Below are 20,038 nucleotides of genomic sequence, written 5' to 3'. Positions count from 1 at the left end.
CCCCGATGCCCGTACCTGCACCTAATCTTTATCCGGATTTCAACACGATCCGACTGAGCCACGTTTGCTTGAACGTGAAAGATCTCGACAAGTCCAAAACCTTTTATACTGATATCGTCGGCCTTCAGGTCACTGATGAAACCGATAGCCACGTTTATCTTCGGGCGATGGAAGAACGCGGTCACCACTGTATCATCCTGCAAAAGTCAGATCAGCCCGGTACGGTTGAAGTCATGGGCTTCAAGACCTTTGACGAGGCCGATCTTGATCGCGCTGAAGCCTATTTCAAAGCCAAGGGGCGTCCGACCGAATGGGTTGACCGCCCCTATCAGGTAAGGACGCTGCTGACGTCGGACAACATGGGAATTCCCCTGGAATTCTATCACAAGATGGACCGGTTGGAGCCCATCCACCAGAAGTATGCGCTTTATCGCGGCGTGAAGCCGCTCCGGATCGATCACTTCAACTGCTTCTCTCATGATGTTGATGCTTCGGTCGCATTCTATTCTGATTTCGGTTTCCGCGTGACCGAATACACCGAAGATGATGACAGCAAGAAGCTTTGGGCGGCTTGGATGCACCGCAAAGGCGGCGTGCACGATATGGCGTTCACCAACGGGACCGGACCGCGCATGCACCATGTTGCGTTCTGGGTGCCGACGCCGCTCAATATCATCGACTTGCTCGATCTGATGTCGACCACAGGCTACGTAGATAACATCGAACGTGGGCCGGGGCGTCACGGTATTTCCAACGCCTTCTTTCTCTATATCCTTGACCCCGACGGGCACCGGATTGAGATCTATTGTTCCGACTATCAGACCGTCGATCCGGATCTGGAACCGATCAAATGGGACTTGCAAGACCCGCAGCGGCAAACCCTTTGGGGCGCACCTGCGCCTGAAAGTTGGTTCAAGCATGGAACGGCATTTGTAGGCGTGGACACCAAGGATTCTGAAATCCAAGCCAGCCCGATTATCGCACCATGACCCTCGATCTAAACAACCCTGATCTGATGCGTGAGGCGGCCCTCGTTGGGGGCCGCTGGATCGCTGGCGATGCAACAACAGGCGTTGCCGTTACCAATCCTGCTTCGGGCGTAGTCCTTGGATATGTGCCTCGTTTGGGTGCCGCTGAGACGCTTGAGGCGATTGACGCGGCGCAGGTTGCGCAGAAAGCGTGGGCCGCACGAACCGCAAAAGATCGCTCAGCGGTGCTTCGACGTTGGTTTGATCTGATGATGGCCAACCAGAGCGATCTGGCGCAAATCCTGACTGCAGAGCAGGGCAAACCCTTGGCTGAGGCCGCAGGCGAAATTGCCTATGGCGCGTCCTTCATCGAATGGTTCGCAGAAGAAGCCCGCCGTGCATATGGCGACATCACACCTGGGCATGCGCCTGACAAGCGTATCCTGTCAGTTAAGCAGCCGATCGGTGTGGTGGCCGCAATCACGCCTTGGAACTTCCCGAACGCCATGATCACTCGCAAGGCCGGGCCCGCATTTGCCGCAGGCTGCGCCATGGTTCTGAAACCAGCGGGACAAACGCCGTTCTCGGCCATTGCACTGGCGGTTTTGGCTGAGGAGGCAGGGCTGCCGCCCGGCCTGTTTTCGGTTGTAACCGGGGCGGCGCGCGACATCGGAAAGGCCATGACCGACAGCCCGATAGTCCAAAAGTTGACTTTTACCGGGTCCACCGAAGTGGGGGCGAAACTTTATGCGCAATGCGCGCCGACGATCAAAAAGCTCGGCCTCGAATTGGGGGGCAACGCGCCGTTCATCGTTTTTGACGACGCCGATCTGGATGCTGCCGTCGAAGGCGCGGTGATTGCGAAGTTTCGCAACAATGGCCAGACCTGTGTTTGCGCGAACCGCATCTACGTCCAGTTGAGCGTCTATGATGCTTTTGCCGAAAAGCTGGCCGCCAAGGTCGCAACATTGCCAACCGGCAATGGAGTCGACAAGGGTATTGTTTTTGGCCCGCTGATTGATGAGGCCGCCGTCCAGAAAGTCGATGAGCATGTCGCGGATGCAACATCCAAAGGCGCTCAGGTTATTTTGGGCGGCAAGTCCCATGCGCTTGGCGGCACGTTCTACGAGCCAACCATCTTGACAGGTGTCACCAATGACATGGCCGTCGCGACCGAGGAGACCTTCGGGCCTGTTGCACCGTTGTTTAAATTCGAAACTGAGGCCGAAGTCGTTGCTTTGTCCAATGACACGGAATTTGGACTGGCGTCGTATTTCTATAGCCGCGACCATGCCCGCGTTTGGCGTGTCTCGGAAGCATTGGACTACGGCATGGTTGGTGTGAACACCGGCCTGATTTCAACTGCAGAAGCACCCTTTGGGGGCGTCAAGCAATCGGGGCTGGGTCGAGAAGGCTCGCGTCACGGATTGGATGACTACCTCGAAATCAAATACATCTGCTTAGGCGGCATCGAAGAGGCGTAAATGATGGACTGGGACGGTTTCGCAGACTGGAGCAAACACATTGCCGACTGGGGCGCGCGGTATCACAAAACGCTGCGCGATCGGCCAGTGCGCGCCCAAACCAAGCTGGGCGAGGTAGCGTCACGTTTGCCAGCTAATCCGCCAGATCAGCCCGAAGACATGGCGGCGATCCTGCGCGACTTTGAAGACATCGTGATGCCGGGCATGACACATTGGCAGCATCCAAGATTTTTTGCCTATTTTCCTGCCAATGCGGCCCCAGCATCGATGCTGGCCGAACAATTGGTCAACACGGTTGCCGCGCAATGCATGCTTTGGCAGACCTCGCCTGCCGCCACCGAGGTTGAGGGGCTGATGGTGGATTGGATGCGGCAGGCATTGGGTCTGACCGAAGGTTTCACCGGTGTTATTCAGGACAGTGCCTCTTCGGCCACTTTGTCTGCTGTTTTGACCATGCGGGAACGGGCAACCGGATATTCGGGCAATCGCGAAGGGCTTTCAGGCAAGGGGCACTTGCGGGTTTATTGTTCGGATCAAGTACACTCTTCGATCGATCGGGCATGTTGGGTCGCGGGCATCGGGCAAGACAATTTGGTCAAGATTGAGGGGAACGGCCCGCTCCATGGCATGGACGCCGATGCCTTGGATACTGCAATCCGTAAGGATATCGCGGCGGGGCACTGCCCGGCAGGCGTCATTGCCATCACGGGGGGCACGGGTGTTGGCGCTTGCGATGATCTGGCGTCAATCCTGAAGGTCGCCAAGGCGCATGACCTTTACACCCATCTGGATGCTGCCTGGGCTGGTTCAGCCATGATCTGCCCCGAAATCCATGAGCAGTTCTGGGATGGCGTCGATGGTTTCGACAGCATCGTTTTCAACCCGCACAAATGGTTGGGTGCGCAGTTTGATTGCTCAATCCAGTTCCTGCGCGATGCTACGCCTCAGCTCAATACGCTCAAGATCGAACCGGAATACCTCAAGACCTCGGGCGAGGCTGTGACCAATTATTCGGAATGGACGATCCCGCTGGGGCGTCGTTTCCGCGCGTTGAAACTGTGGTTCCTGATCCGGTCATATGGGCTCGAAGGTTTGCAAACGCGTATCCGCAACCATGTCGCGTGGGCGGGTGACCTCTGCGAAGCGATCCGAGGGATGGATGGCTTTGAGATCACGACCGACCCGATCCTAAGCCTGTTTTCATTCCGCTGCCCCGGCGACGATGCCGCTCAGCAACGTCTGGTCGATGCGATCAATGACGACGGGCGCATCTACCTGACGCAGGGCGCGTTTCAGGGCCAAAAAATCATTCGGGTCCAAGTCGGCCAATTCGAAACTACGCGCGACGACGTCATGATGGTCCAGACCGTCGTCCAAGACATCTGGGAGCAGATCAAATGAAATTCGCAACCTATACCGCCTCTGGACAAACGCATTACGGCGCTGTCACCGACGCAGGCATGATCGCCCTTGAGACGGCGTTTCCACAGTACCCAACGCTTTTGGACGCCGTTCGCGCCAACGATCTTGAGGCTCTGGGTAAGGCTGCCGAGGGCAAGGATGTAACGCACAAGGAATTCCAATATGAGATGGTCCTGCCCAACGCGCCGCGCATCCTCTGCGTTGGGGTGAATTTCCCTGATCGCAACGCGGAATACAAAGACGGCTCCGCGCAGCCGAAATACATGTCTTTGTTTCCGCGTTTTGCCAGCGGCTTCACGGGACACGAGCGCAACCTTGTGCGCCCCCCTGAAAATCACACTCTCGATTACGAAGGCGAAGTTGCCATCGTGATTGGCAAAGGTGGCCGCCGCATTTCACAAGACGACGCCTATGATCACATCGCCGCCTTGACCCTTTGCAACGAGGGCACGATCCGCGACTGGGTGCGTCATGCGAAATTCAACGTGACGCAGGGCAAAAATTGGGACAACTCGGGCTCTATCGGTCCTTGGCTCGTGCCTTTCACCGATGCCAAGCAACTCGACGACGCACGCATCGTGACGCGGGTCAACGGTGAAACCCGTCAAGATGATGTGCTCTCTCGCATGATGTTCCCGGTCCGCCGCGAGATCGAATATATCTCGACTTTCATGACATTGCAGCCGGGCGACATCATCATCACGGGCACGCCAACGGGCGCAGGCGCGCGCTTCGATCCGCCGAAGTACCTCAAGCCAGGGGATGTGGTTGAAATCGAAGTCGAAGGTATTGGCATATTGCGCAATGGTATTGAGGACGAAGTGGTATGACACCCGAAGATCACGCAGCAGTCGCAGCCGCCTTATTGGAGGCTGAAAAAACACGCGAGCAGGTTGGTCTGCTGACACTGAAGCACCCCGAAATGGGCATGGACGATGCCTATGAGATCCAAAACGCAATCTATCGCGCCAAACTGGCCGAAGGGCGCAAGGTGATCGGCTGGAAGATTGGCCTGACCTCCAAAGCCATGCAATACGCGCTTAACATCGACATTCCCGACAGCGGGATTTTGTTTGATGATATGGTGTTCGTGAATGGCGGCACCGTGCCCAAAACACGGTTTATACAACCCCGTATCGAGGCCGAAATTGCCTTTGTGATGAAGCAGACGATCGGCGGTGAAAACGTCACGCGCGCGGATGTCATTGCCGCGACAGACTATGTCGCGCCGTCCATCGAAATCCTTGACACGCGTATTATCCGGGCAGACGCACAAACGGGCCAAACCCGCAGCGTTTTCGACACGATCTCCGACAATGCCGCCAATGCTGGCCTCGTTTTAGGGGACGCCAGACACGCGATCGACGCCTTGGATCTTCGCTGGGTTGGGGCAATCACCTCGCGCAATGGTGCCGTGGAGGAAACGGGTTTAGGTGCCGGGGTACTCAATGATCCCGTCGAAAGTGTCGTCTGGTTGGCGCGGCGTATGGCTGCATATGGTCAACAGATCGAAGCCGGACACATCATTCTTTCAGGAAGCTTCATTCGCCCCATAGAGTGCCCGTCAGGCACACAAATCCATGCGGATTTTGGGTCCTTTGGAACCGTCGACATCAATTTCGCGTAAGGAACATCTTCATGCCAGCGCCTTTTAATCCTTTTAAGCACGCCATCGCCAAAGGTGACTTGCAGCTAGGTTGCTGGCTGGGCTTGGCTGATCCCTATGTCGCTGAGATCAGCGCAGGGGCTGGGTTTGACTGGCTGCTGATTGACGGAGAGCACGCACCCAATGATCTGCGTTCAATCACGGCGCAATTGCAGGTCATTGCAGCGCGTGACGCACATGCCGTTGTCCGCCCGCCCATTGGTGAAACATGGCTCATCAAGCAGTTGCTGGACGCAGGGGCGCAAACACTTCTGATCCCCATGGTTGAAAGCGCAGAGCAGGCGCGCAAACTTGTCGCGGCCGTCACCTACCCGCCTCACGGCGTGCGCGGAGTCGGGTCGGCCTTGGCCCGCGCGTCTGATTTCTCGGCAATTGGCGATTACCTGACCACGGCCCGCGACGAGATTTGCCTGCTTGCACAGGTCGAGAACCTCAAAGGTATGGCAGAACTGGACGAGATCTTGGCTGTAGATGGTTTGGACGGTGTTTTCATTGGTCCGTCAGATCTCGCTGCGGATATGGGCTATATCGGCAAGGCCGGACAAGCAGAAGTGAAGGAAGCCGTTTTGGACGCCATCCAGCGCATCGTCGCCTCAGGCAAGGCTGCGGGCATTTTAACTCTCGACGAAGAGATGCAGCAAAAATGCCGCGCGCTTGGGGCAACTTTCATTGCGACCGAAATCGACGTGACCTTGTTCGCCCGCAACATGCGTGCGGCAGCCGCGAAAGCAACCGAAAAACTCAAGCGACGATAGCGCTTTGAATGCGAGAAGGGGCGGTCCAAACGTGTGAACCGTCCCGCTTAAAATGTCGGCGAAGTGTTGGTCCAGACAGACGATCACGACGCAACCTTCGCTACGATCTATGTCGTGAAGGTCATGTAGGTCTTTCTCTGCCTGAGGGTGGGACACTTGTCTCAAAGGTATCATCCCCACACCCACTGGAGCACGAAAAGCAGCGCCGCGAGAGGAATACTATCAATGCTATTGTAAACGCCCCTGATGGGGCAAAGAAAGGAGAAAGCTAAGTGATTGAAAATAAATGGAGGCGAGTACCGGAATCGAACCGGTGTACACGGATTTGCAATCCGCTGCGTCACCACTCCGCCAACTCGCCGCCGACTGGCTTAATGCCCTGTGGTTCAACGGCTTCTAGCAGCGCCCCAAAATGGCTGCAAGAGTGATTTTGAGTTCTGCCACACACTTTGCCACACATTCCTGTTCTGTTCATGTTCTCTTCCATGTGACGTTTTCGCGTTTTCTTTGAGCTTCTTCGGCCCTAGCCCGTTGACGCACGCTTTTGGTGTAGTGGCGAACCATTTCTAGGCTTTGGCCGGTGATGCTTCCAATTTGATCGTCGGAGCAACCAGCAAGCAAGAGCTCAACCCCGGCAGTGTAACGGAGCGAATGCAGATCGTACGCCTGCGCCCCAACGGCCTCTCTCGCCTTGCGCATCGCCTGAGCGGCACTTCGATATGCCCAAGGGCCGGGAGTTTTGGTTTTCGACATGTCTTTGGGCAGAATAAACAGCGACTCTTTGTTCCGGTCAGCAGCGGCAAGAGCTGCGCGCAAGTGCTCTGTCATAGGTATTTCGAGCCGCTTGCCTGTTTTGCTCTGTTTAACGGCAATGGAAGCACCGCGAATGTGAGACCACTGCATCTTGAGAACATCGCCAATCCGTTGACCTGTACCAAGGCACAGCTCGAAACACGTCCGTTCACGAGTGCCATAACCAAAGGCTTTGCGAAAACCCTCGACCTTCTCGGCGGGCCACTCCTGACGCTCTTGCTTCTCATATTTGAGCGCCTTCAATCCCTTGGCGGGGTTTTCGTCGGTTTTTTTCAACAGGCCCATGTCTTTTGCGTGTTCAAGTACGATCGATAAGACGCGAGCGCGGTAGTTCGCAAAGTGCGGGCTGTGTTGCTTAGCCCAGGCGTCGCGCCACGCGATCACATGGTACCGTTCGATTTGCTTTGGCGAGAGTGTGCCCAGCTTGTCAGCAAAATACTGGAGATGCTTGTCATAGTCCGAGCGTGTCCGCGGGGCGAGGTCTCCGAATTTTGGTAGAGATTTATATTGCTTCAGAACTGAGGCCATGTCTTTTCCGATTGCTACCGGTTCTGGCTGCGCAATCAGTCGCTCGCGTTCTTGATGCAAGGCGAAGGGAACCGGGGTACCCTCGGGAAACTGAGTTTCGAGCCGGACCTCGATAATCTTGCCTGCGACGCGCTTACGAAACAATAAAACGCCGTCTCGTTTGCGACGGTGAATGTAGGAGGGAAGATCCTTGCCTTTGGTCATGGGTCTATCAAATCCGCTGGGTTTACAGGCTTCAATGTTTCGGGCGGCGAAATAGTAACCACCGTTCTCTTGGTTTCGATTTTGACAGTCACCCCGGTTTCTTCGACCTGGGCAACTGCTTCTTTGATGATGGCTGCTGAAATTCTTGGTGCCCCCATCACGCGGCCCTCCTTTGATCAGCCTGCGCATGGTCAAGCCACTGCGCGGCGGCGGCGTTCATCATTTCGGGGAAAGAGCGGCTGCGCAGGCGCGCGCGTTCCGGGCCGCGTGGCATGCGGTGGATCTTGTTCCACTTCTTCCATTCGTCGCTGCCGCGCTCGGGTTCGGTCAGGCTGTTGGTTGGCGTCAGCTCGGGCAAGCCGTCCAAGTACCAGCCAGTTGCCTTGTAGGCCGGTGCGCCGAACCAATGCGGTTGAACTATTTGCGGAGCGGGCAGGTCCTTTGGCATGCGGTCCTTGGCCAGATCATTCATTACCGGATTTTCCAGCGCACGGCGCTTGATCGGAGCCTGCCAACATGCGGTGAAGATGCTGACGCCAAGCTCAAACTCAGCTTTCATTTCGTCCCAGGTGCGCCCCTGCGGCAATTTCTTGGGCGGTGTCCATTTGCCCGGTCCGCTCATCCAGCGGCGACCTGACCGGCACAGGCGTGTGCAGGGCGGGTGCATGACGCATAACAGGTCCCAGCCCTCATTAAGGATGCCATCACGGATGTCGCACTGGATGTGCCGATTGCTGCGATCCTCGGCAGGTAGAATGTCGCAAGACCAAACATCGGCCCCAAGAGCATCAAATGCCCGCCGCGCGATACCAGAGGTCTCGCAGCCTATTAGAACGCGTAGGGTCATGTGGCGGTCTCGGCTGCGTTCAGGATGTTTCGGGCGGCGCGGAGCCAGTTTTGCGGCAGCTCTTCCACCGCCTCGGCCATGGCATAGACGCCAGCGACCTCGATCGATGAGAGAAGCGGGGAATAGAACGGCTGGCCGTCCGGCCCGGGCCATACGCTGGGCAGATCCCAGCGGCCGCCATTGTTCTGGGCGAGGTTCTTGAGCGCCAATAGCTGCCCATCTACCGATACTGCCTCGATCAGCCCAACCGCGTCGCGGATCACGGAGAGGTTCAGGGCTGCGCTCATAGCGTCCACCCATATGGTGAAACCGCCAGAGGAAATAAAAGCGCCCGCGGGGAATCATGCGGACACAATTCACCCGCGGGGTGGGCGACGGTGTGTCCAGCACCAACCGCCCGATCTGCTCCGCTCATGTCAAAAGGACAATTCACCCCATGAACGTTGCAGAATTTGTGCGCGAGCTTCGGCTCGCTTTTGAACTTGCCCAAAATACGCCACAGCAAACCCAGTTCTTTGTTATGGCTCTTCTTCTTGCGATCGCATTGGTTCGTAGAGGTGGGTGATTGGAGCATGGGTTGCCCATCTGAACCACACGGGGGAACCGCCAGAGGAAAAAAAAGCGCCCGCGGGGAATCATGCTCGCATAACTCACCCGCGGGGTGGGCGGCGGTGTAACCAGCACCAACCGCCCGATCATCCCGCCTTTGAAGACGAAAGAAGACGGAATGAAATCTCTGAAGGAAATTCGGATTATGGTCGCCACCCTCTACAGCAACCCGGGCCTGACAGTTTTCTTGGCTGTCATCGCATTGGCAATCTTCGCTTTGTGGCGTGTGGGCTGAGTTGTGCATGGGGTGCCTTGTAAGTGACAAACACTAATGTGATATTTATCACCCCAAAAGGTGAATAGCAACCCTAAAGGTTATGCACTTTGCTTTGCTATGGTTGCGTAGGAGATCGGCATTTCAATCGCGCAAATCCTGTTTCCCTCGGGAGTGCGCAAAGTTGGCCCGTACCGTCGGGAGGGGAGGCCAATTCCCGTTAGCCAGCGAATGTATGCGGGCGGCATGAGGGCAATGAGCCTTTGAACTCCCGTGGCCCTTGCGTGACTCGCCAGTGCTAAGGCGTTGTGGGTAAGGACGGCGTTTCTTTCTTCCGGTGCTAGTAGCGGATCGACGGTGAAGCGGGTGGCTTCCAAGGTATCGCTGTCTGTGGGTGGGCTGTCGCAAATTTCGGTTGGAATGCCTGGTAGCTTGCCCAGCGATGCATCTCGGATCATGTACGACCAGTCACAGGAGTTGAAGCTGCAAGGGATTAAGCGTGACGCTGCAAGAGCGCGACCGTTTTGGTGACTAACAACGTAGGTAGTTGCGCCTGTGTCGTACTGGTCCCACTCCACCTGATCGGTGTGGGGGATTTGCCATTTCATTTCGTCAACAAACAGCGCCTTTCTTAGGCAATGATGTTGCCACCAAAGGTCGCCATGTTCGTGAATTGTCTTCCAAGTGATGATTGCAGTTTCCATCGACCCCTCCAATTGTACAACTGGGAGGATAATCGCGGGAAACTTGAATTAATGCCCGTGGTTTATAAGGTGATTTTCCACGTCAACACGGGTGCAAACGTTGACCACAACCAAGAAATTGGTAACGCCTATGTGGCGTTGGATGGTAAGCTTGCGCTGTTTGATTGCATCAATTGACACCCCAAAGGTTGCCGCAACTTCTTTAGTTCTAAGGCCCATCGCAAACAGATTCACCAGATCCAATTGTCCAGCACTCAATGATCGAGCCTTATTTACAAGCTGTTGAAGGTGATACTTGCGAACCAGCCCCAGAATTTCCTTTGCATGAGTGGCGTTGGAGGTGTTTGTGGCTGACAGACCTGCTATGCATCTGCTGCCACCGATGAAACTAGAAGCCACCCAGCCGCTTTGAAGTCCGAAATCGTTCGCAGCGGTAGTGAATTCGCTGTGATCGGGGCCTAATTGCCATGGCTGGATGTCCGAGCCTTGCAGACCCATTCGGATAACAGGGTCGACGAACGCCCAATTCTTTTCATTGTAAAGCTGTTGCCAATCGTTGGCGTAGTTTGACGCAACTTCGATCTCGCCTGTCAAAAAGTTCCCGACCCCAATCGCGAAACCCTTGTCAGCAATGTTCCCCAACGGTTCGGGTGCGCCCTCAAGAAATAGCATAATGTCACCTCGAAATAACCTTATAGGGTGATACTATTCCGCAAGTGGTGGACATGCAACCTCTGGGGGTGTACTGATGCTGAAAGGCGTCAGGAAAGTGTTTTGAGATGTCACAGATTGAGAGCCCGAAATTGCGGCTTGTTGAAAAGATTAAAGAGATGGACGAAGAGACGGCCCTGAAGTTCCTAAAGCGTCTTGAGGAAGAGGTTTATTCTAGCTCTTCCAAGAGCTCTAGCGCCCGTTGAGCGCGGTCGTCAGACATTTCCGCAACCATAGCGTAGAGGCGGTCTTTGGTTTCGCTGAGCGGGTTTTCGGAATCAAGGATTGCCAGGTTCGAGATACTTAGGACACTACAGACAATATCAAGTGTTTCGTGCTTCATGCTGTGGGTGTCCCCCCGCAGGAATTTACCAACCGTGTTCACGCCAATGTTACCCTCATCCGCGACTTTTTTCGCGGTGTACCCCTTGAAGGCCATAATTGCCTTCAGGTTCCTTCTGCGGCGTTCCCAAATATCCATAGTGCATTCTGCCTGATTATTCTCGGGGTCAGTATTTCACCTTTTAAGGTGATTTTAAAGATACCTAAAAGTTAGGTGGACAACCCCTTTAGTATTAGTATAACCCTAAAGGGTGAAAAAACACCTTGGAGGTGAAATTGAGCGCAGCCCCAACCGTCCCCTTTGAATTTCAGCCGGATGCGGACCAGTTTCGAGTTTGGCTGGATTCCGCTCTAGCTAAGTTGAATTTAAAGCCTGGCACGGCGGCGCGTCTGGCAAAACTGCCGACCAACTCGATCAAGAAATTTCTTTCGGGTGACAACCGAGAAATCCATGTTGGAACTGCCGCCAAAATCCACGCGTTTCTCCTAGTGAAAGCAAAAGAAGAAGGCGTCACCCTTCCTGAATGTCGTTGTGACCAATCGACAGAAACCCGAGAGGCAGAGGGATGATCGGCGCAAAGCTGACACCCCAAGACATAGCTATTATTGAGCTGTGGGGCAGGATGCCCAGCCACAAAAGGGCTGAAGCATTCCAGTTTCTCAGAAAAATGCGTGGTGTGGAGTCTGACACATGACTTCATCACGCCACCAAAAGCTCGATCAACGCTATGGTCTGGATGGCAAGCCAAAGCCAGAGCGCGAACAAGACAGCGCGCATCGTAAACCGCGCAAAGCGTTGATTTTCAGACAACAGTTTAAAGAAGAGCCTCAGCTCTTTGACGGTATTCATTCCGCTCTTTCCTTGATTTGGGGCGGAATGGTGAGTGTGGCGGGTCGGGAAACCCCTCACGCGTCCCGCGCGTTTTCATTGAGCCCAACCTCAGTGGATTCGCGCGGGCTTTCCTCTGGCGGTTCCCCCGTTTGGTCGGTGCGGGATCACCATGGGCGATCGCGGCAGCGATTTAAGGCGGACACATGTCCGCCACCTTCAGCAAGTTTTGAGGGAGGCCAATTATGAGCCATCGAGCGGTGAATTGGGCGCTTGAACAACGTCAATTAAAACCGGCACCATGGCGCGTTTTGGTCATGCTTGCTGACCGGCACAACAAGGACACGTTACGTGTGGACCCGGAGCAGGCGCTGCTTGCCCATGATTGCAACATGTCCCGATCCACCGTCAATCAGCACCTCAAAGACCTAGAGGGCGGCGGATTGATCATCCGTGTACAGAGGGTCAATCCAAAGACCCAAAAACAGATGCCGACCTTCTATGTGTTGGCAATTGATTTTGACAATCCGCCGGAGGTTGAACATGCCGTGTCTGATTTTCGGACACGGATTATAGAAGTTCAAAACGGGAACAAATCGCTTAGCCATGTCCAGAATTCGGACACGGGAGCCGTGTCCGGAAAATCGGCAATCCCGTGTCCGAAAAATCGGCAATCCCGTGTCCGGAATTCGGACACTAACCCTGTAAAAGAACCAGTAAAGGAACCTTGTGTGTCCCGTGGCCACACACAAGATTTCGTTTTCTCTGATTTCTTTGAAAAGTTCACGGCGGCTTATCCCCGGGCCGGGAAACGCGATCTGACCGAGGCGGCACTTCGCGAGGCGCTGGGCGAGGGGGCAGACCCAAACCAGATCCTAGCCGCGGCCAAGGCCTATGCCGAAGAGCAGAAGGGCAACGCACGCCAGTACATCGCCTATTCCGAAAACTGGGTGAAGGCAAAGCGCTGGGAAGGGCACGACGTTTCCGGTCAAAAAGTGGATCGTGACCTCATTCTTCGCCAAAGAGCCAAAGCGATCAAAGAATGCCAACCATGGGTGGTTGCGCATGTCTCGGCCACCTCGGCCCGTGAAATGATCGAACTTGGTTTGATCACCGAGGCGGAATGCAAAGCGGCGGGGGTGATGAGATGAGCGCCCACGCAGACCCAGCCACCCACGGCACAGTGTTTGGCGAAGCGGTTGTGACCGTCGATCTCACCCTTGGCGACTGCGTTATTCGCGCCCCACGCCCTGGCCCCATTTTGCCAGTTCAGCGCCGGGTTCGGTTTCACAGCGTCGAGGAAATTCAAGCGGCGTATCAGGTTCAGATCGGTTTGGCCCAGACCGATCCAGTGGCGGGCGACATTGCCCGCGCGCTGAAATTCGCGGTCCAGCAACTCCAATCACATCAGGAACGTCAGTCATGAGCGATCAAACCGAAACGGGTGAAAGCTACGGCATTGCAGCGGGTGAGCTGAAACAGTTCATCGAGCGGATCGAGCGCCTTGAGGAAGAAAAGAAAAAGGTTGGCGAACAGATCAAGGAAGTCATGGCCGAAGCCAAGGGGCGCGGATATGACACCAAGGTCATTCGCAAGGTCGTCGCCCTGCGCAAGCGCGACGCTGACGACATCGCCGAAGAAGAAGCGGTGATGGAAATGTACAAAGCCGCGCTGGGCATGGCCTAATGGTGGAACGTATCAGCGCCGCGCAACTGCACGAGATGCAGGCCAAGCCCAAAGGGCAACCGCGTGTGCGCGGCGCACAACGTGTGACCATTGGCAATGAGAGCTTTGACAGTCAGGCCGAGGCGACGCGTTGGCAGCAATTGGAGCTGTTGCAGCGCGCCGGGAAGATCAGTGGTTTACGCCGCCAAGTGGATTTCCCCCTGATTGGTCGCGATGGCCCTATCATGACAGACGGTGGCAAGCGGCAACGCGTATACCGGGCCGATTTCGTCTATGTTGATCACGACCTGGGCATCACCGTTATCGAAGACAAAAAGGGCCATGAAACCGAGGTGTTTAAGCTGAAGCGCGCCATTCTCGCCGCTCAGGGAATTTCGGTGGTCTGCACATGAGCCTGTTGAAGCAGTTCAACGCCATGCGCCCCTTTGGCGGGTTCAATCTGATCATGGCCGACCCGGCTTGGCACTACACCATGTTTTCCGAAAAGGGTGAGGCCAAGGCCCCCCAGGCCCATTACGACACCATGTCGCTCGATGACATCAAGGCCATGCCAGTTCAGGCGCTTGCAGCTCAGGATTGCCTGTTATGGCTATGGGCAACCAATCCACTGCTTCCCGAAGCGCTGGGCGTCATGGATGCCTGGGGCTTTACCTTCAAAACCGCCGGCACATGGGTGAAACGCACCAAGCATGGCAAGGATGCCTTTGGAACCGGCTATATCTACCGATCATCCAATGAGCCGATTTTGATTGGAACCCGTGGCGCACCGAAGACCACGCGCGGTGTTCGTTCCACAACGGCAAGCTATTCGGATTGTTGCCCCGCTGAAGTTCCCGCCAGCTCGATCACGATCGAAGCGATTGCGCGAGAGCATAGCAGAAAGCCGGATGAGGCCTTTCAAGCGGCTGAAAAACTGATGCCTGACGCCAAGCGCATCGAGCTGTTTTCGCGCCAGAAACGGAACGGCTGGGCCGTATGGGGAAACGAGGTGGAGAAATTTGATGCCGCCTAAGCCGTCCACCAAGCTGCCGGAATCTGTTCAGGAAATTGCCGATGTTATTGGCCGCGAAAAAGCGCTCGATTTCATTCGTCAGCTTCCCCGATCCGGTTCGCGCAAATGGCGGGCCTGTATCTACATCCCGAAGAGCCTGCCGATGGATCACGAGCTGGTTTCGATGCTGGGCTGGGAAGATGCGAACAAGATTTGCTACGCCTTCTCAGGGATGATCCTTCAGCCTTCGACACTGAAGGGCATGGAAAGGGCGCATCGAAATAAGCAGATCGCGCGGGCGCATGCCGAAGGTGTCCCCGTCAGCGAAATCGCCGATGTCTACGAGATGTCGAAATACCAAATTCGCGAAATCATTGCCCACGCCAGAAAATCAGAGAGGGAGGCCGCATATGGCTAACGCACACATGAGGCGCATTATCGCCCATTGGACAGCGGGGCGCGGTCGTGCCTCAGCCAGTGACAAACAGCACTATCATCGCTTGACAGAATATGACGGTACGCATGTGCGCGGAACCGAGGCGATCGAGGACAACATCACCACCGGGGATGGGGATTATGCAGCGCATACCCTGCGCCTTAATACCGGGTCTATCGGGGTGGCCATGTGCGGAATGCACAATGCCAAGGAAACCCCCTTTGACGCTGGTCCATCTCCGATCAATGAACCGCAGTTCCACGCCTTCTGTCAGATGATTGCCAGCCTATGTCTGGAATACGGAATCCCGGTCACGCCTGAAACCGTGTTGACCCATGCTGAGGTCGAGCCAACGCTTGGGGTGAAACAAAAGGGCAAGTGGGACATGACCCGTTTGCCATGGAAACCTGAATTGCGTGGCGCGCGCCCGGTTGGTGACTATCTGCGCAGCCGGGTCAATGCTGTGCTGGGAAGCAAACCGGTTATCGCAACCAATCGACCAACTTTGCGTTTTGGTGATCAGGGCGTTGCTGTGGCCGAGCTGCAAACCGATATGGCCGCGCTGGGTTATTTCAGCGGGCGAATGGACGGTGATTTTGGCCCTTTGACCCGCGCGGCCCTGTTGGCCTTTCAGGCAGACAACGGCTTGGCAACCGATGCTATCGCCGGAGCCATGACCTGGCGCGCGCTGGGCGAAGCCAAGCCGCGCCCAATGCGTGCGATCTCGCAAGCTGAAATCGACGCGGAAAGCGGAACGGCCAAGGATGCGCGTATGGTTGCGGTGGTCGGCGACATAATCGGCGTCGGTGGCGTTGCGGGGATAGCGAAGCAAGCGCAAAAGGCGTCCGAAACAGTCGAGGCGGCGTCAGGTTTGCTTGGCACATTGTCAGCGACAGTTGTCCAGTATTGGCCCGCATTGGTGTTCAGTGGTGGCTGTGTGGTCGCATGGCTCGCTTTGCGCGCTCTGTCTGGATCGCAACGCAAGCGCCGTCTACGCGACGCACGCGAGGGGCGGAGTTTGGCACGATGATCGAACGTCTTGCCATGGCACTGTCTCGCTCGACATGGGGGCGATACCTGATGCTCTTCCTTGCTGGGCTTGCTGGCGTGTCCGCATGGGGCGAGGTCAAGCAAAGCAGGGGACGGAAGGCCGAACGGGCCAAGCGTTCCGTTGAAACACTCAAATCAATCAGGAGGATGCAGGATGCAGGCGCGTCTGTTGCTACCGATCGCAGCTCTATTGTTGAGCGGATGCGCGCAGGGCGTTTCTAACGCTTTGCCACCGGTAAAAGAATATTCGCCAGAGGTGCAGGCGCGGGCGGCTGATGAGCTTGAAGCCCTGCCGCCCAATAGCGTGCTGGCCATGATGATCGCTGACTATGCGGTGTTGCGTGCGCAGGTGAGGGCCGGTCGATGATGCCAAAAGAGGCGAAGCAAACACGCACGTTACATGTGAACTTCTATGCGCGCGGTAACGGCTCGTGCCATTTCACCCGAGAAGCGGCAGACAAGTTCGCCAAACATCTTGCCGATGAAAACCCGCGCATCGCCTGCCGCCCCGTCGCTGCGTTGATCGGTGATGGTCTGGGCCGCAAGGATGGTTGCGGGCGCGATGAAAGGCTGGCGCATGAATGAGCGGGTCCTTCCTGGCGGGGTAAGCCTAGTGGGTGTCCAACGTCGCAAAAAGAAACTTGTGCGTGGGCTGGAAAAGCCATTTCGTTTCGTTTTGGCGGCGGGCTGCCTTGGCGAATTGGCTGGGTGATTTGATTGGGCGGGGCATCAGAACCAACCTGCGGGGTGGAAGAAATTGCACGCCTGTTGAAGCTGACACCGCGGCGGGTCCAGCAGCTCGCAGAAGAGGGCGTTATTCCCAAATCGGCTCGCGGGAAATACAAAATAACTGAGGCAGTTCAAGGGTATATCGGCTACCTGCAAACCAAGGTTCAGGCCCCGCAAGGTGAGAGTAAGAACGCTCTGAATGAAGCGCGGGTCCGCAAGACAGTGGCAGAAGCAGAGATCGCCGAGATGGAAGCGGCAAAGATGCGCGGCGATCTGGTGGACGCAGACGAAATGCGCGAAGCGCTTGGGGTGGTCGTTTCGGAAATCCGGGCCAACCTTTTGCGGAATGTCCCAACTCGGATCGCGTCGCGCGCAAAATCCGAGCGGAAAGAGTCTGCCATAAAGGCAATCGCGAAAGACGAAATCTCTCTTTCATTGCGGCGGTTGTCGGAAACTGACCCTAACGATTTGGTGGGGGTTTCCTGATGTCGTGGCCCTATGGCGCAGCCGCCTTCAAAGTAGCCACGGCGGTTCTGCGGGGCTTGGCACCACCTCCCGAATTGAAGCCTTCGGAATGGGCCGAGCAATCGGTTCACATTCCGATCGGCAACGCCATTCCTGGCCTTATCAGTTTCGATAATGCCCCGTATCAGCGCGAGCCACTGGATCTAACCATCGACCCGACATGTGAACGCATCACGCTTAAGTGGGGTGCGCAGGTTGGCAAAACGCAACTTGCCCTGTGTGCCCAGGCTTATCGGATCACAGAAGATCCGGTTTCGCAGCTCATGATGCAGCCGTCAGAAGGGGATCTGCAAACATGGCTCACAACCAAGTTCAATCCCCTGGTCGAGGCCAATAGCGAGTTAGAGGCCACCATCGCCACGCCGCGGGCAAGGAAAGGTGTCAACAACACGCGGATGAAATCCTATCCGGGCGGGTGGTTGATGTTCGCTTGGTCCGGGTCCCCGAAAACTCAGCGCGGTCGATCTGCGCCGTTTATCGTCTGTGACGAAACAGATGGCTATGACCGAACCGCCGAGGGTCACCCAGTCGGCCTTCTTTGGGAGCGGGCAAACACATTTGGCGATCAGCGCAAGCTGATTGAGATTTCAACGCCAACTGTAAAGAAGATATCTTGGATCGATCATGCCTATGAGCAAGGCGATCAGAGGCAATTCCACGTCGCATGTCCCCATTGCGGTGGCGTACAAACGCTCGAATGGTCAAACGTCAAATGGGACAAGGATGCCGACGGAAACCACCTGCCCGAAACTGCTTACTATGAGTGTCGAACGGATGGCTGCGTTTGGTCTGATACCGATCGGTATTATGCCATTCGAAATGCGGAGCGACTGGGCCATGGATGGAAAGCAAAGAAGCCGTTTCGAGGTCATGCCAGTTTTCATCTTAGCGGGCTCTACTCCTGCTTTGTTGAGCTTCAAAAAATTGTCCGATCATTCCTGGACAAGAAGGCGGCCAATGACATTCAGACATTTGTGAACGTCACGCTGGCCGAAGCCTGGGAGGAAGAAGCCGAGAAGGTCGAAGCTGATGCGTTGATGGCGAGGGCTAAGCCCATGCCGGCGAAGATCCCCGCGGGCGTCGCCTTGCAGACTTGCGGCGTTGATATGCAGGAAGACCGGCTCGAACTTGAACGGGTCGGCTGGGGGCTGGGTGAAGAAAGTTGGAGTCTGGATACGCAAGTATTTTGGGGTGATCCTCTCAAACCGGAAGTCTGGGCGCAACTGTTCGAGTACCTCGATCAAACTTTCGAACATGAAACCGGTGCGAAGATGCGCATCGCCGCGACCTGCGTTGATACCGGTGGTTCAGGTGGTTTGACCCAGGCCGCATATGAGCAGTTACGCGGTAAGCAGCGGCGCAATATCTTTGCGATCAAAGGTGGGAAAGGTTGGGATAAACCGATTGCCTCGGCTCCGTCTAAATCGCGAAGCGGCAAGAGAGGGCGTCCGGTTACTCTATTCACCCTTGGTGTCAATGACGCCAAGCTTGTTGTGTTGCGTCGCTTCCTTCAGGAGAAACCCGGCCCAGGCTATTGCCATGTAGACATCGAGCGCGATCCTGAATGGTTCCAGCAACTTACCGCCGAGCGACTGGTTACCCGTTTCGTGAAAGGCTTTCCGGTTCGGGAATGGAAGAAAACCAGAGATCGAAACGAAGCGCTCGACTGCCGTGTCTATGCTTATGCGGCGCTCAAAATCCTCGACCCCAATATCCCGCTACGCATGAGACGGTTGAAACCGGCCCCTGAAACTCGCGACGCGTCTGAAAAGGTGGGGGAACCGACAATGGAAGTTTCGAAAAAGCCTAGCAAGACTAGGCGGCGAAGGGCTCGCCGCCCCCGTGGCCGCGGCTTAGGGTCGAACATCAAAGCGCGGTAGTGTCGGTGTAGCTAAGCCTCTGTATCGACGAAACTTTAAGCATGCTAAGCGAAGCTTGCCTGCAAAACTAAAGGAATTGACTGCGACGCCGCCTGCAAAGTAGGAGAGATCGTCGTCAACAATAAGATTGTAAACGACCTCTCGTTCCTTCGTAGCCTCTACAGATGCAACGCAAGTCCTAACTATTTGGTTGGATTCATTTAATTTAAAAAGGTGGTCTCCGCGTCTTAGAAAACGCGTGCGTACAACTCCTCTAGATGTTAAGAATGGGTGACCCCAAGTTGCTCTCAGCTCTTGGGAATGCCCTGTCAGGCAAATTTTCCAAATTCGAGCTGGTCTGTAACGTCGAACCTCGAAAACTCTGCTAATATTTGTTTCTCCAGATTTCGAAAGACTGAGGACCGAACTACTCTCGGAGACTTCTTCGATTGGAACAAAGCCATCAAGAGTAGAAATCTTAGTGCCGACTGCAAAACACCCTCCGCCATTTAGTTCTTCTTGTTTTCTTCTATGTTCTTCTTGTTTTTGAGTAATTAACGATTGGTTGCTTCCGTTCGTCATGCCGCTATCGGCCAACCGCTCATCAATTTTGCGTTGCTCGTATTGTTTCTTCTGAAAATCGTCCATTTCCACACCCTTTATTTA

27 protein-coding genes and 1 tRNA gene are annotated in these 20,038 nt (G+C 55.5%); 17 read left to right on the top strand and 11 right to left on the bottom strand.

Annotation, left to right across the window (positions count from 1 at the left end; translation table 11 throughout):
• Window positions 1-5 precede the first annotated feature (5 nt).
• Genes hpaD through CLV87_RS03460 form a run of 6 tightly spaced genes read left to right on the top strand, consistent with a single transcriptional unit; the run spans window position 6 to window position 6,295 of the window.
• Window positions 6-989 (top strand): 3,4-dihydroxyphenylacetate 2,3-dioxygenase, encoded by a 984-nt coding sequence (gene hpaD / locus CLV87_RS03485; protein WP_099243423.1) that lies wholly within the window; start codon window positions 6-8, stop codon window positions 987-989.
• Window positions 986-2,452: an NAD-dependent succinate-semialdehyde dehydrogenase gene (locus CLV87_RS03480; protein WP_099243424.1), complete on the top strand. Its 1,467-nt coding sequence runs from the start codon at window positions 986-988 to the stop codon at window positions 2,450-2,452. The genes hpaD and CLV87_RS03480 overlap by 4 nt, the downstream gene beginning before the upstream one ends.
• A gap of 3 nt (window positions 2,453-2,455) precedes the next feature.
• A complete protein-coding gene (locus CLV87_RS03475) occupies window positions 2,456-3,853 on the top strand; it encodes a pyridoxal phosphate-dependent decarboxylase family protein (protein ID WP_099244817.1) in 1,398 nt (465 codons plus the stop codon).
• On the top strand, window positions 3,850-4,704 hold the full coding sequence (locus CLV87_RS03470) for a fumarylacetoacetate hydrolase family protein (RefSeq protein ID WP_099243425.1): 855 nt from the start codon (window positions 3,850-3,852) through the stop codon (window positions 4,702-4,704). The genes CLV87_RS03475 and CLV87_RS03470 overlap by 4 nt, the downstream gene beginning before the upstream one ends.
• Window positions 4,701-5,501, top strand: coding sequence for a 2-oxo-hept-4-ene-1,7-dioate hydratase (hpaH, locus tag CLV87_RS03465; RefSeq protein ID WP_099243426.1), 801 nt, complete (start codon window positions 4,701-4,703; stop codon window positions 5,499-5,501). The genes CLV87_RS03470 and hpaH overlap by 4 nt, the downstream gene beginning before the upstream one ends.
• Before the next feature lie 11 nt (window positions 5,502-5,512).
• A complete protein-coding gene (locus tag CLV87_RS03460) occupies window positions 5,513-6,295 on the top strand; it encodes an aldolase/citrate lyase family protein (protein WP_099243427.1) in 783 nt (260 codons plus the stop codon).
• A 287-nt stretch (window positions 6,296-6,582) separates the two neighbouring features.
• Here the strand turns inward: CLV87_RS03460 and CLV87_RS03450 are convergent.
• From CLV87_RS03450 to CLV87_RS03420, 8 genes are all read right to left on the bottom strand, one after another.
• Window positions 6,583-6,656, bottom strand: a tRNA-Cys gene (locus CLV87_RS03450).
• Window positions 6,657-6,766: 110 nt separating this feature from the next.
• Window positions 6,767-7,840 carry a tyrosine-type recombinase/integrase gene (locus CLV87_RS03445; RefSeq protein WP_166652655.1) on the bottom strand — a complete coding sequence of 358 codons (1,074 nt, stop codon included), beginning with the start codon at window positions 7,838-7,840 and terminating at the stop codon, window positions 6,767-6,769.
• A complete protein-coding gene (locus CLV87_RS23775) occupies window positions 7,837-8,001 on the bottom strand; it encodes a hypothetical protein (RefSeq protein WP_166652654.1) in 165 nt (54 codons plus the stop codon). Before CLV87_RS23775 ends, CLV87_RS03445 begins: the two co-directional genes overlap by 4 nt.
• The gene (locus tag CLV87_RS03440) at window positions 7,998-8,687 is read right to left on the bottom strand and encodes a hypothetical protein (protein ID WP_099243430.1); all 690 of its coding nucleotides are present in this window, start codon (window positions 8,685-8,687) and stop codon (window positions 7,998-8,000) included. The genes CLV87_RS23775 and CLV87_RS03440 overlap by 4 nt, the downstream gene beginning before the upstream one ends.
• Complete coding sequence (locus tag CLV87_RS03435; RefSeq protein WP_099243431.1) at window positions 8,684-8,974, bottom strand: hypothetical protein; 291 nt, start codon at window positions 8,972-8,974, stop codon at window positions 8,684-8,686. Before CLV87_RS03435 ends, CLV87_RS03440 begins: the two co-directional genes overlap by 4 nt.
• Window positions 8,975-9,611: 637 nt before the next feature.
• Complete coding sequence (locus tag CLV87_RS03430) at window positions 9,612-10,214, bottom strand: acyl-homoserine-lactone synthase (RefSeq protein WP_099243433.1); 603 nt, start codon at window positions 10,212-10,214, stop codon at window positions 9,612-9,614.
• 48 nt (window positions 10,215-10,262) lie between these two features.
• Window positions 10,263-10,886 carry a helix-turn-helix transcriptional regulator gene (locus CLV87_RS03425; RefSeq protein ID WP_099243434.1) on the bottom strand — a complete coding sequence of 208 codons (624 nt, stop codon included), beginning with the start codon at window positions 10,884-10,886 and terminating at the stop codon, window positions 10,263-10,265.
• A 208-nt stretch (window positions 10,887-11,094) separates the two neighbouring features.
• Window positions 11,095-11,406, bottom strand: a complete 312-nt coding sequence (locus CLV87_RS03420; RefSeq protein WP_099243435.1) for a helix-turn-helix domain-containing protein — start codon at window positions 11,404-11,406, stop codon at window positions 11,095-11,097.
• A 137-nt stretch (window positions 11,407-11,543) separates the two neighbouring features.
• Between CLV87_RS03420 and CLV87_RS03415 the strand changes: the two genes are divergently transcribed.
• The gene (locus CLV87_RS03415; RefSeq protein ID WP_133840681.1) at window positions 11,544-11,837 is read left to right on the top strand and encodes a hypothetical protein; all 294 of its coding nucleotides are present in this window, start codon (window positions 11,544-11,546) and stop codon (window positions 11,835-11,837) included.
• A 130-nt stretch (window positions 11,838-11,967) separates the two neighbouring features.
• On the opposite strand, the gene CLV87_RS23770 is transcribed toward CLV87_RS03415, so the two are convergent.
• Complete coding sequence (locus tag CLV87_RS23770; protein WP_166652653.1) at window positions 11,968-12,117, bottom strand: hypothetical protein; 150 nt, start codon at window positions 12,115-12,117, stop codon at window positions 11,968-11,970.
• Between the two features lie 239 nt (window positions 12,118-12,356).
• On the opposite strand from CLV87_RS23770, the gene CLV87_RS03410 reads away from it, so the two are divergent.
• The 8 genes from CLV87_RS03410 (at window position 12,357) to CLV87_RS03375 (ending at window position 16,626) form a co-directional block, all read left to right on the top strand.
• Window positions 12,357-13,247: a helix-turn-helix domain-containing protein gene (locus CLV87_RS03410; RefSeq protein WP_141561252.1), complete on the top strand. Its 891-nt coding sequence runs from the start codon at window positions 12,357-12,359 to the stop codon at window positions 13,245-13,247.
• Window positions 13,244-13,522 (top strand): hypothetical protein, encoded by a 279-nt coding sequence (locus tag CLV87_RS03405; RefSeq protein WP_099244819.1) that lies wholly within the window; start codon window positions 13,244-13,246, stop codon window positions 13,520-13,522. The genes CLV87_RS03410 and CLV87_RS03405 overlap by 4 nt, the downstream gene beginning before the upstream one ends.
• Complete coding sequence (locus CLV87_RS03400) at window positions 13,519-13,782, top strand: DUF2312 domain-containing protein (RefSeq protein ID WP_099243438.1); 264 nt, start codon at window positions 13,519-13,521, stop codon at window positions 13,780-13,782. Before CLV87_RS03405 ends, CLV87_RS03400 begins: the two co-directional genes overlap by 4 nt.
• On the top strand, window positions 13,782-14,174 hold the full coding sequence (locus tag CLV87_RS03395) for a DUF1064 domain-containing protein (RefSeq protein WP_099243439.1): 393 nt from the start codon (window positions 13,782-13,784) through the stop codon (window positions 14,172-14,174). Before CLV87_RS03400 ends, CLV87_RS03395 begins: the two co-directional genes overlap by 1 nt.
• Entirely contained in the window at window positions 14,171-14,794 is a 624-nt protein-coding gene (locus tag CLV87_RS03390) for an MT-A70 family methyltransferase (RefSeq protein ID WP_099243440.1), read from the top strand. Before CLV87_RS03395 ends, CLV87_RS03390 begins: the two co-directional genes overlap by 4 nt.
• Window positions 14,784-15,191 carry a Mor transcription activator family protein gene (locus tag CLV87_RS03385; RefSeq protein ID WP_099243441.1) on the top strand — a complete coding sequence of 136 codons (408 nt, stop codon included), beginning with the start codon at window positions 14,784-14,786 and terminating at the stop codon, window positions 15,189-15,191. Before CLV87_RS03390 ends, CLV87_RS03385 begins: the two co-directional genes overlap by 11 nt.
• Entirely contained in the window at window positions 15,184-16,239 is a 1,056-nt protein-coding gene (locus tag CLV87_RS03380; RefSeq protein ID WP_235871825.1) for a peptidoglycan recognition protein family protein, read from the top strand. Before CLV87_RS03385 ends, CLV87_RS03380 begins: the two co-directional genes overlap by 8 nt.
• A 174-nt stretch (window positions 16,240-16,413) precedes the next feature.
• Window positions 16,414-16,626 (top strand): hypothetical protein, encoded by a 213-nt coding sequence (locus CLV87_RS03375; protein WP_099243443.1) that lies wholly within the window; start codon window positions 16,414-16,416, stop codon window positions 16,624-16,626.
• A gap of 29 nt (window positions 16,627-16,655) precedes the next feature.
• Here CLV87_RS03375 and CLV87_RS03370 read toward each other — a convergent pair whose 3' ends face one another.
• Window positions 16,656-16,838: a hypothetical protein gene (locus CLV87_RS03370; RefSeq protein ID WP_133840680.1), complete on the bottom strand. Its 183-nt coding sequence runs from the start codon at window positions 16,836-16,838 to the stop codon at window positions 16,656-16,658.
• Between the two features lie 138 nt (window positions 16,839-16,976).
• Between CLV87_RS03370 and CLV87_RS03365 the strand changes: the two genes are divergently transcribed.
• Both CLV87_RS03365 and CLV87_RS03360 read left to right on the top strand, forming a co-directional pair.
• On the top strand, window positions 16,977-17,474 hold the full coding sequence (locus tag CLV87_RS03365; RefSeq protein ID WP_133840679.1) for a hypothetical protein: 498 nt from the start codon (window positions 16,977-16,979) through the stop codon (window positions 17,472-17,474).
• Entirely contained in the window at window positions 17,474-19,393 is a 1,920-nt protein-coding gene (locus CLV87_RS03360; protein ID WP_099243446.1) for a phage terminase large subunit family protein, read from the top strand. Before CLV87_RS03365 ends, CLV87_RS03360 begins: the two co-directional genes overlap by 1 nt.
• Here the strand turns inward: CLV87_RS03360 and CLV87_RS03355 are convergent.
• Window positions 19,367-20,020 (bottom strand): polymorphic toxin-type HINT domain-containing protein, encoded by a 654-nt coding sequence (locus tag CLV87_RS03355; protein ID WP_099243447.1) that lies wholly within the window; start codon window positions 20,018-20,020, stop codon window positions 19,367-19,369. The two genes, CLV87_RS03360 and CLV87_RS03355, sit on opposite strands and share 27 nt — an antisense overlap.
• Window positions 20,021-20,038: the final 18 nt, after the last annotated feature.

The sequence above is a fragment of the Pelagimonas phthalicica genome (assembly GCF_004364805.1).
GTDB classification, from domain to species: domain Bacteria; phylum Pseudomonadota; class Alphaproteobacteria; order Rhodobacterales; family Rhodobacteraceae; genus Pelagimonas; species Pelagimonas phthalicica.
Note: the sequence above shows the minus strand (reverse complement) of the source record. Positions and strands in the feature narration are given on the sequence as shown.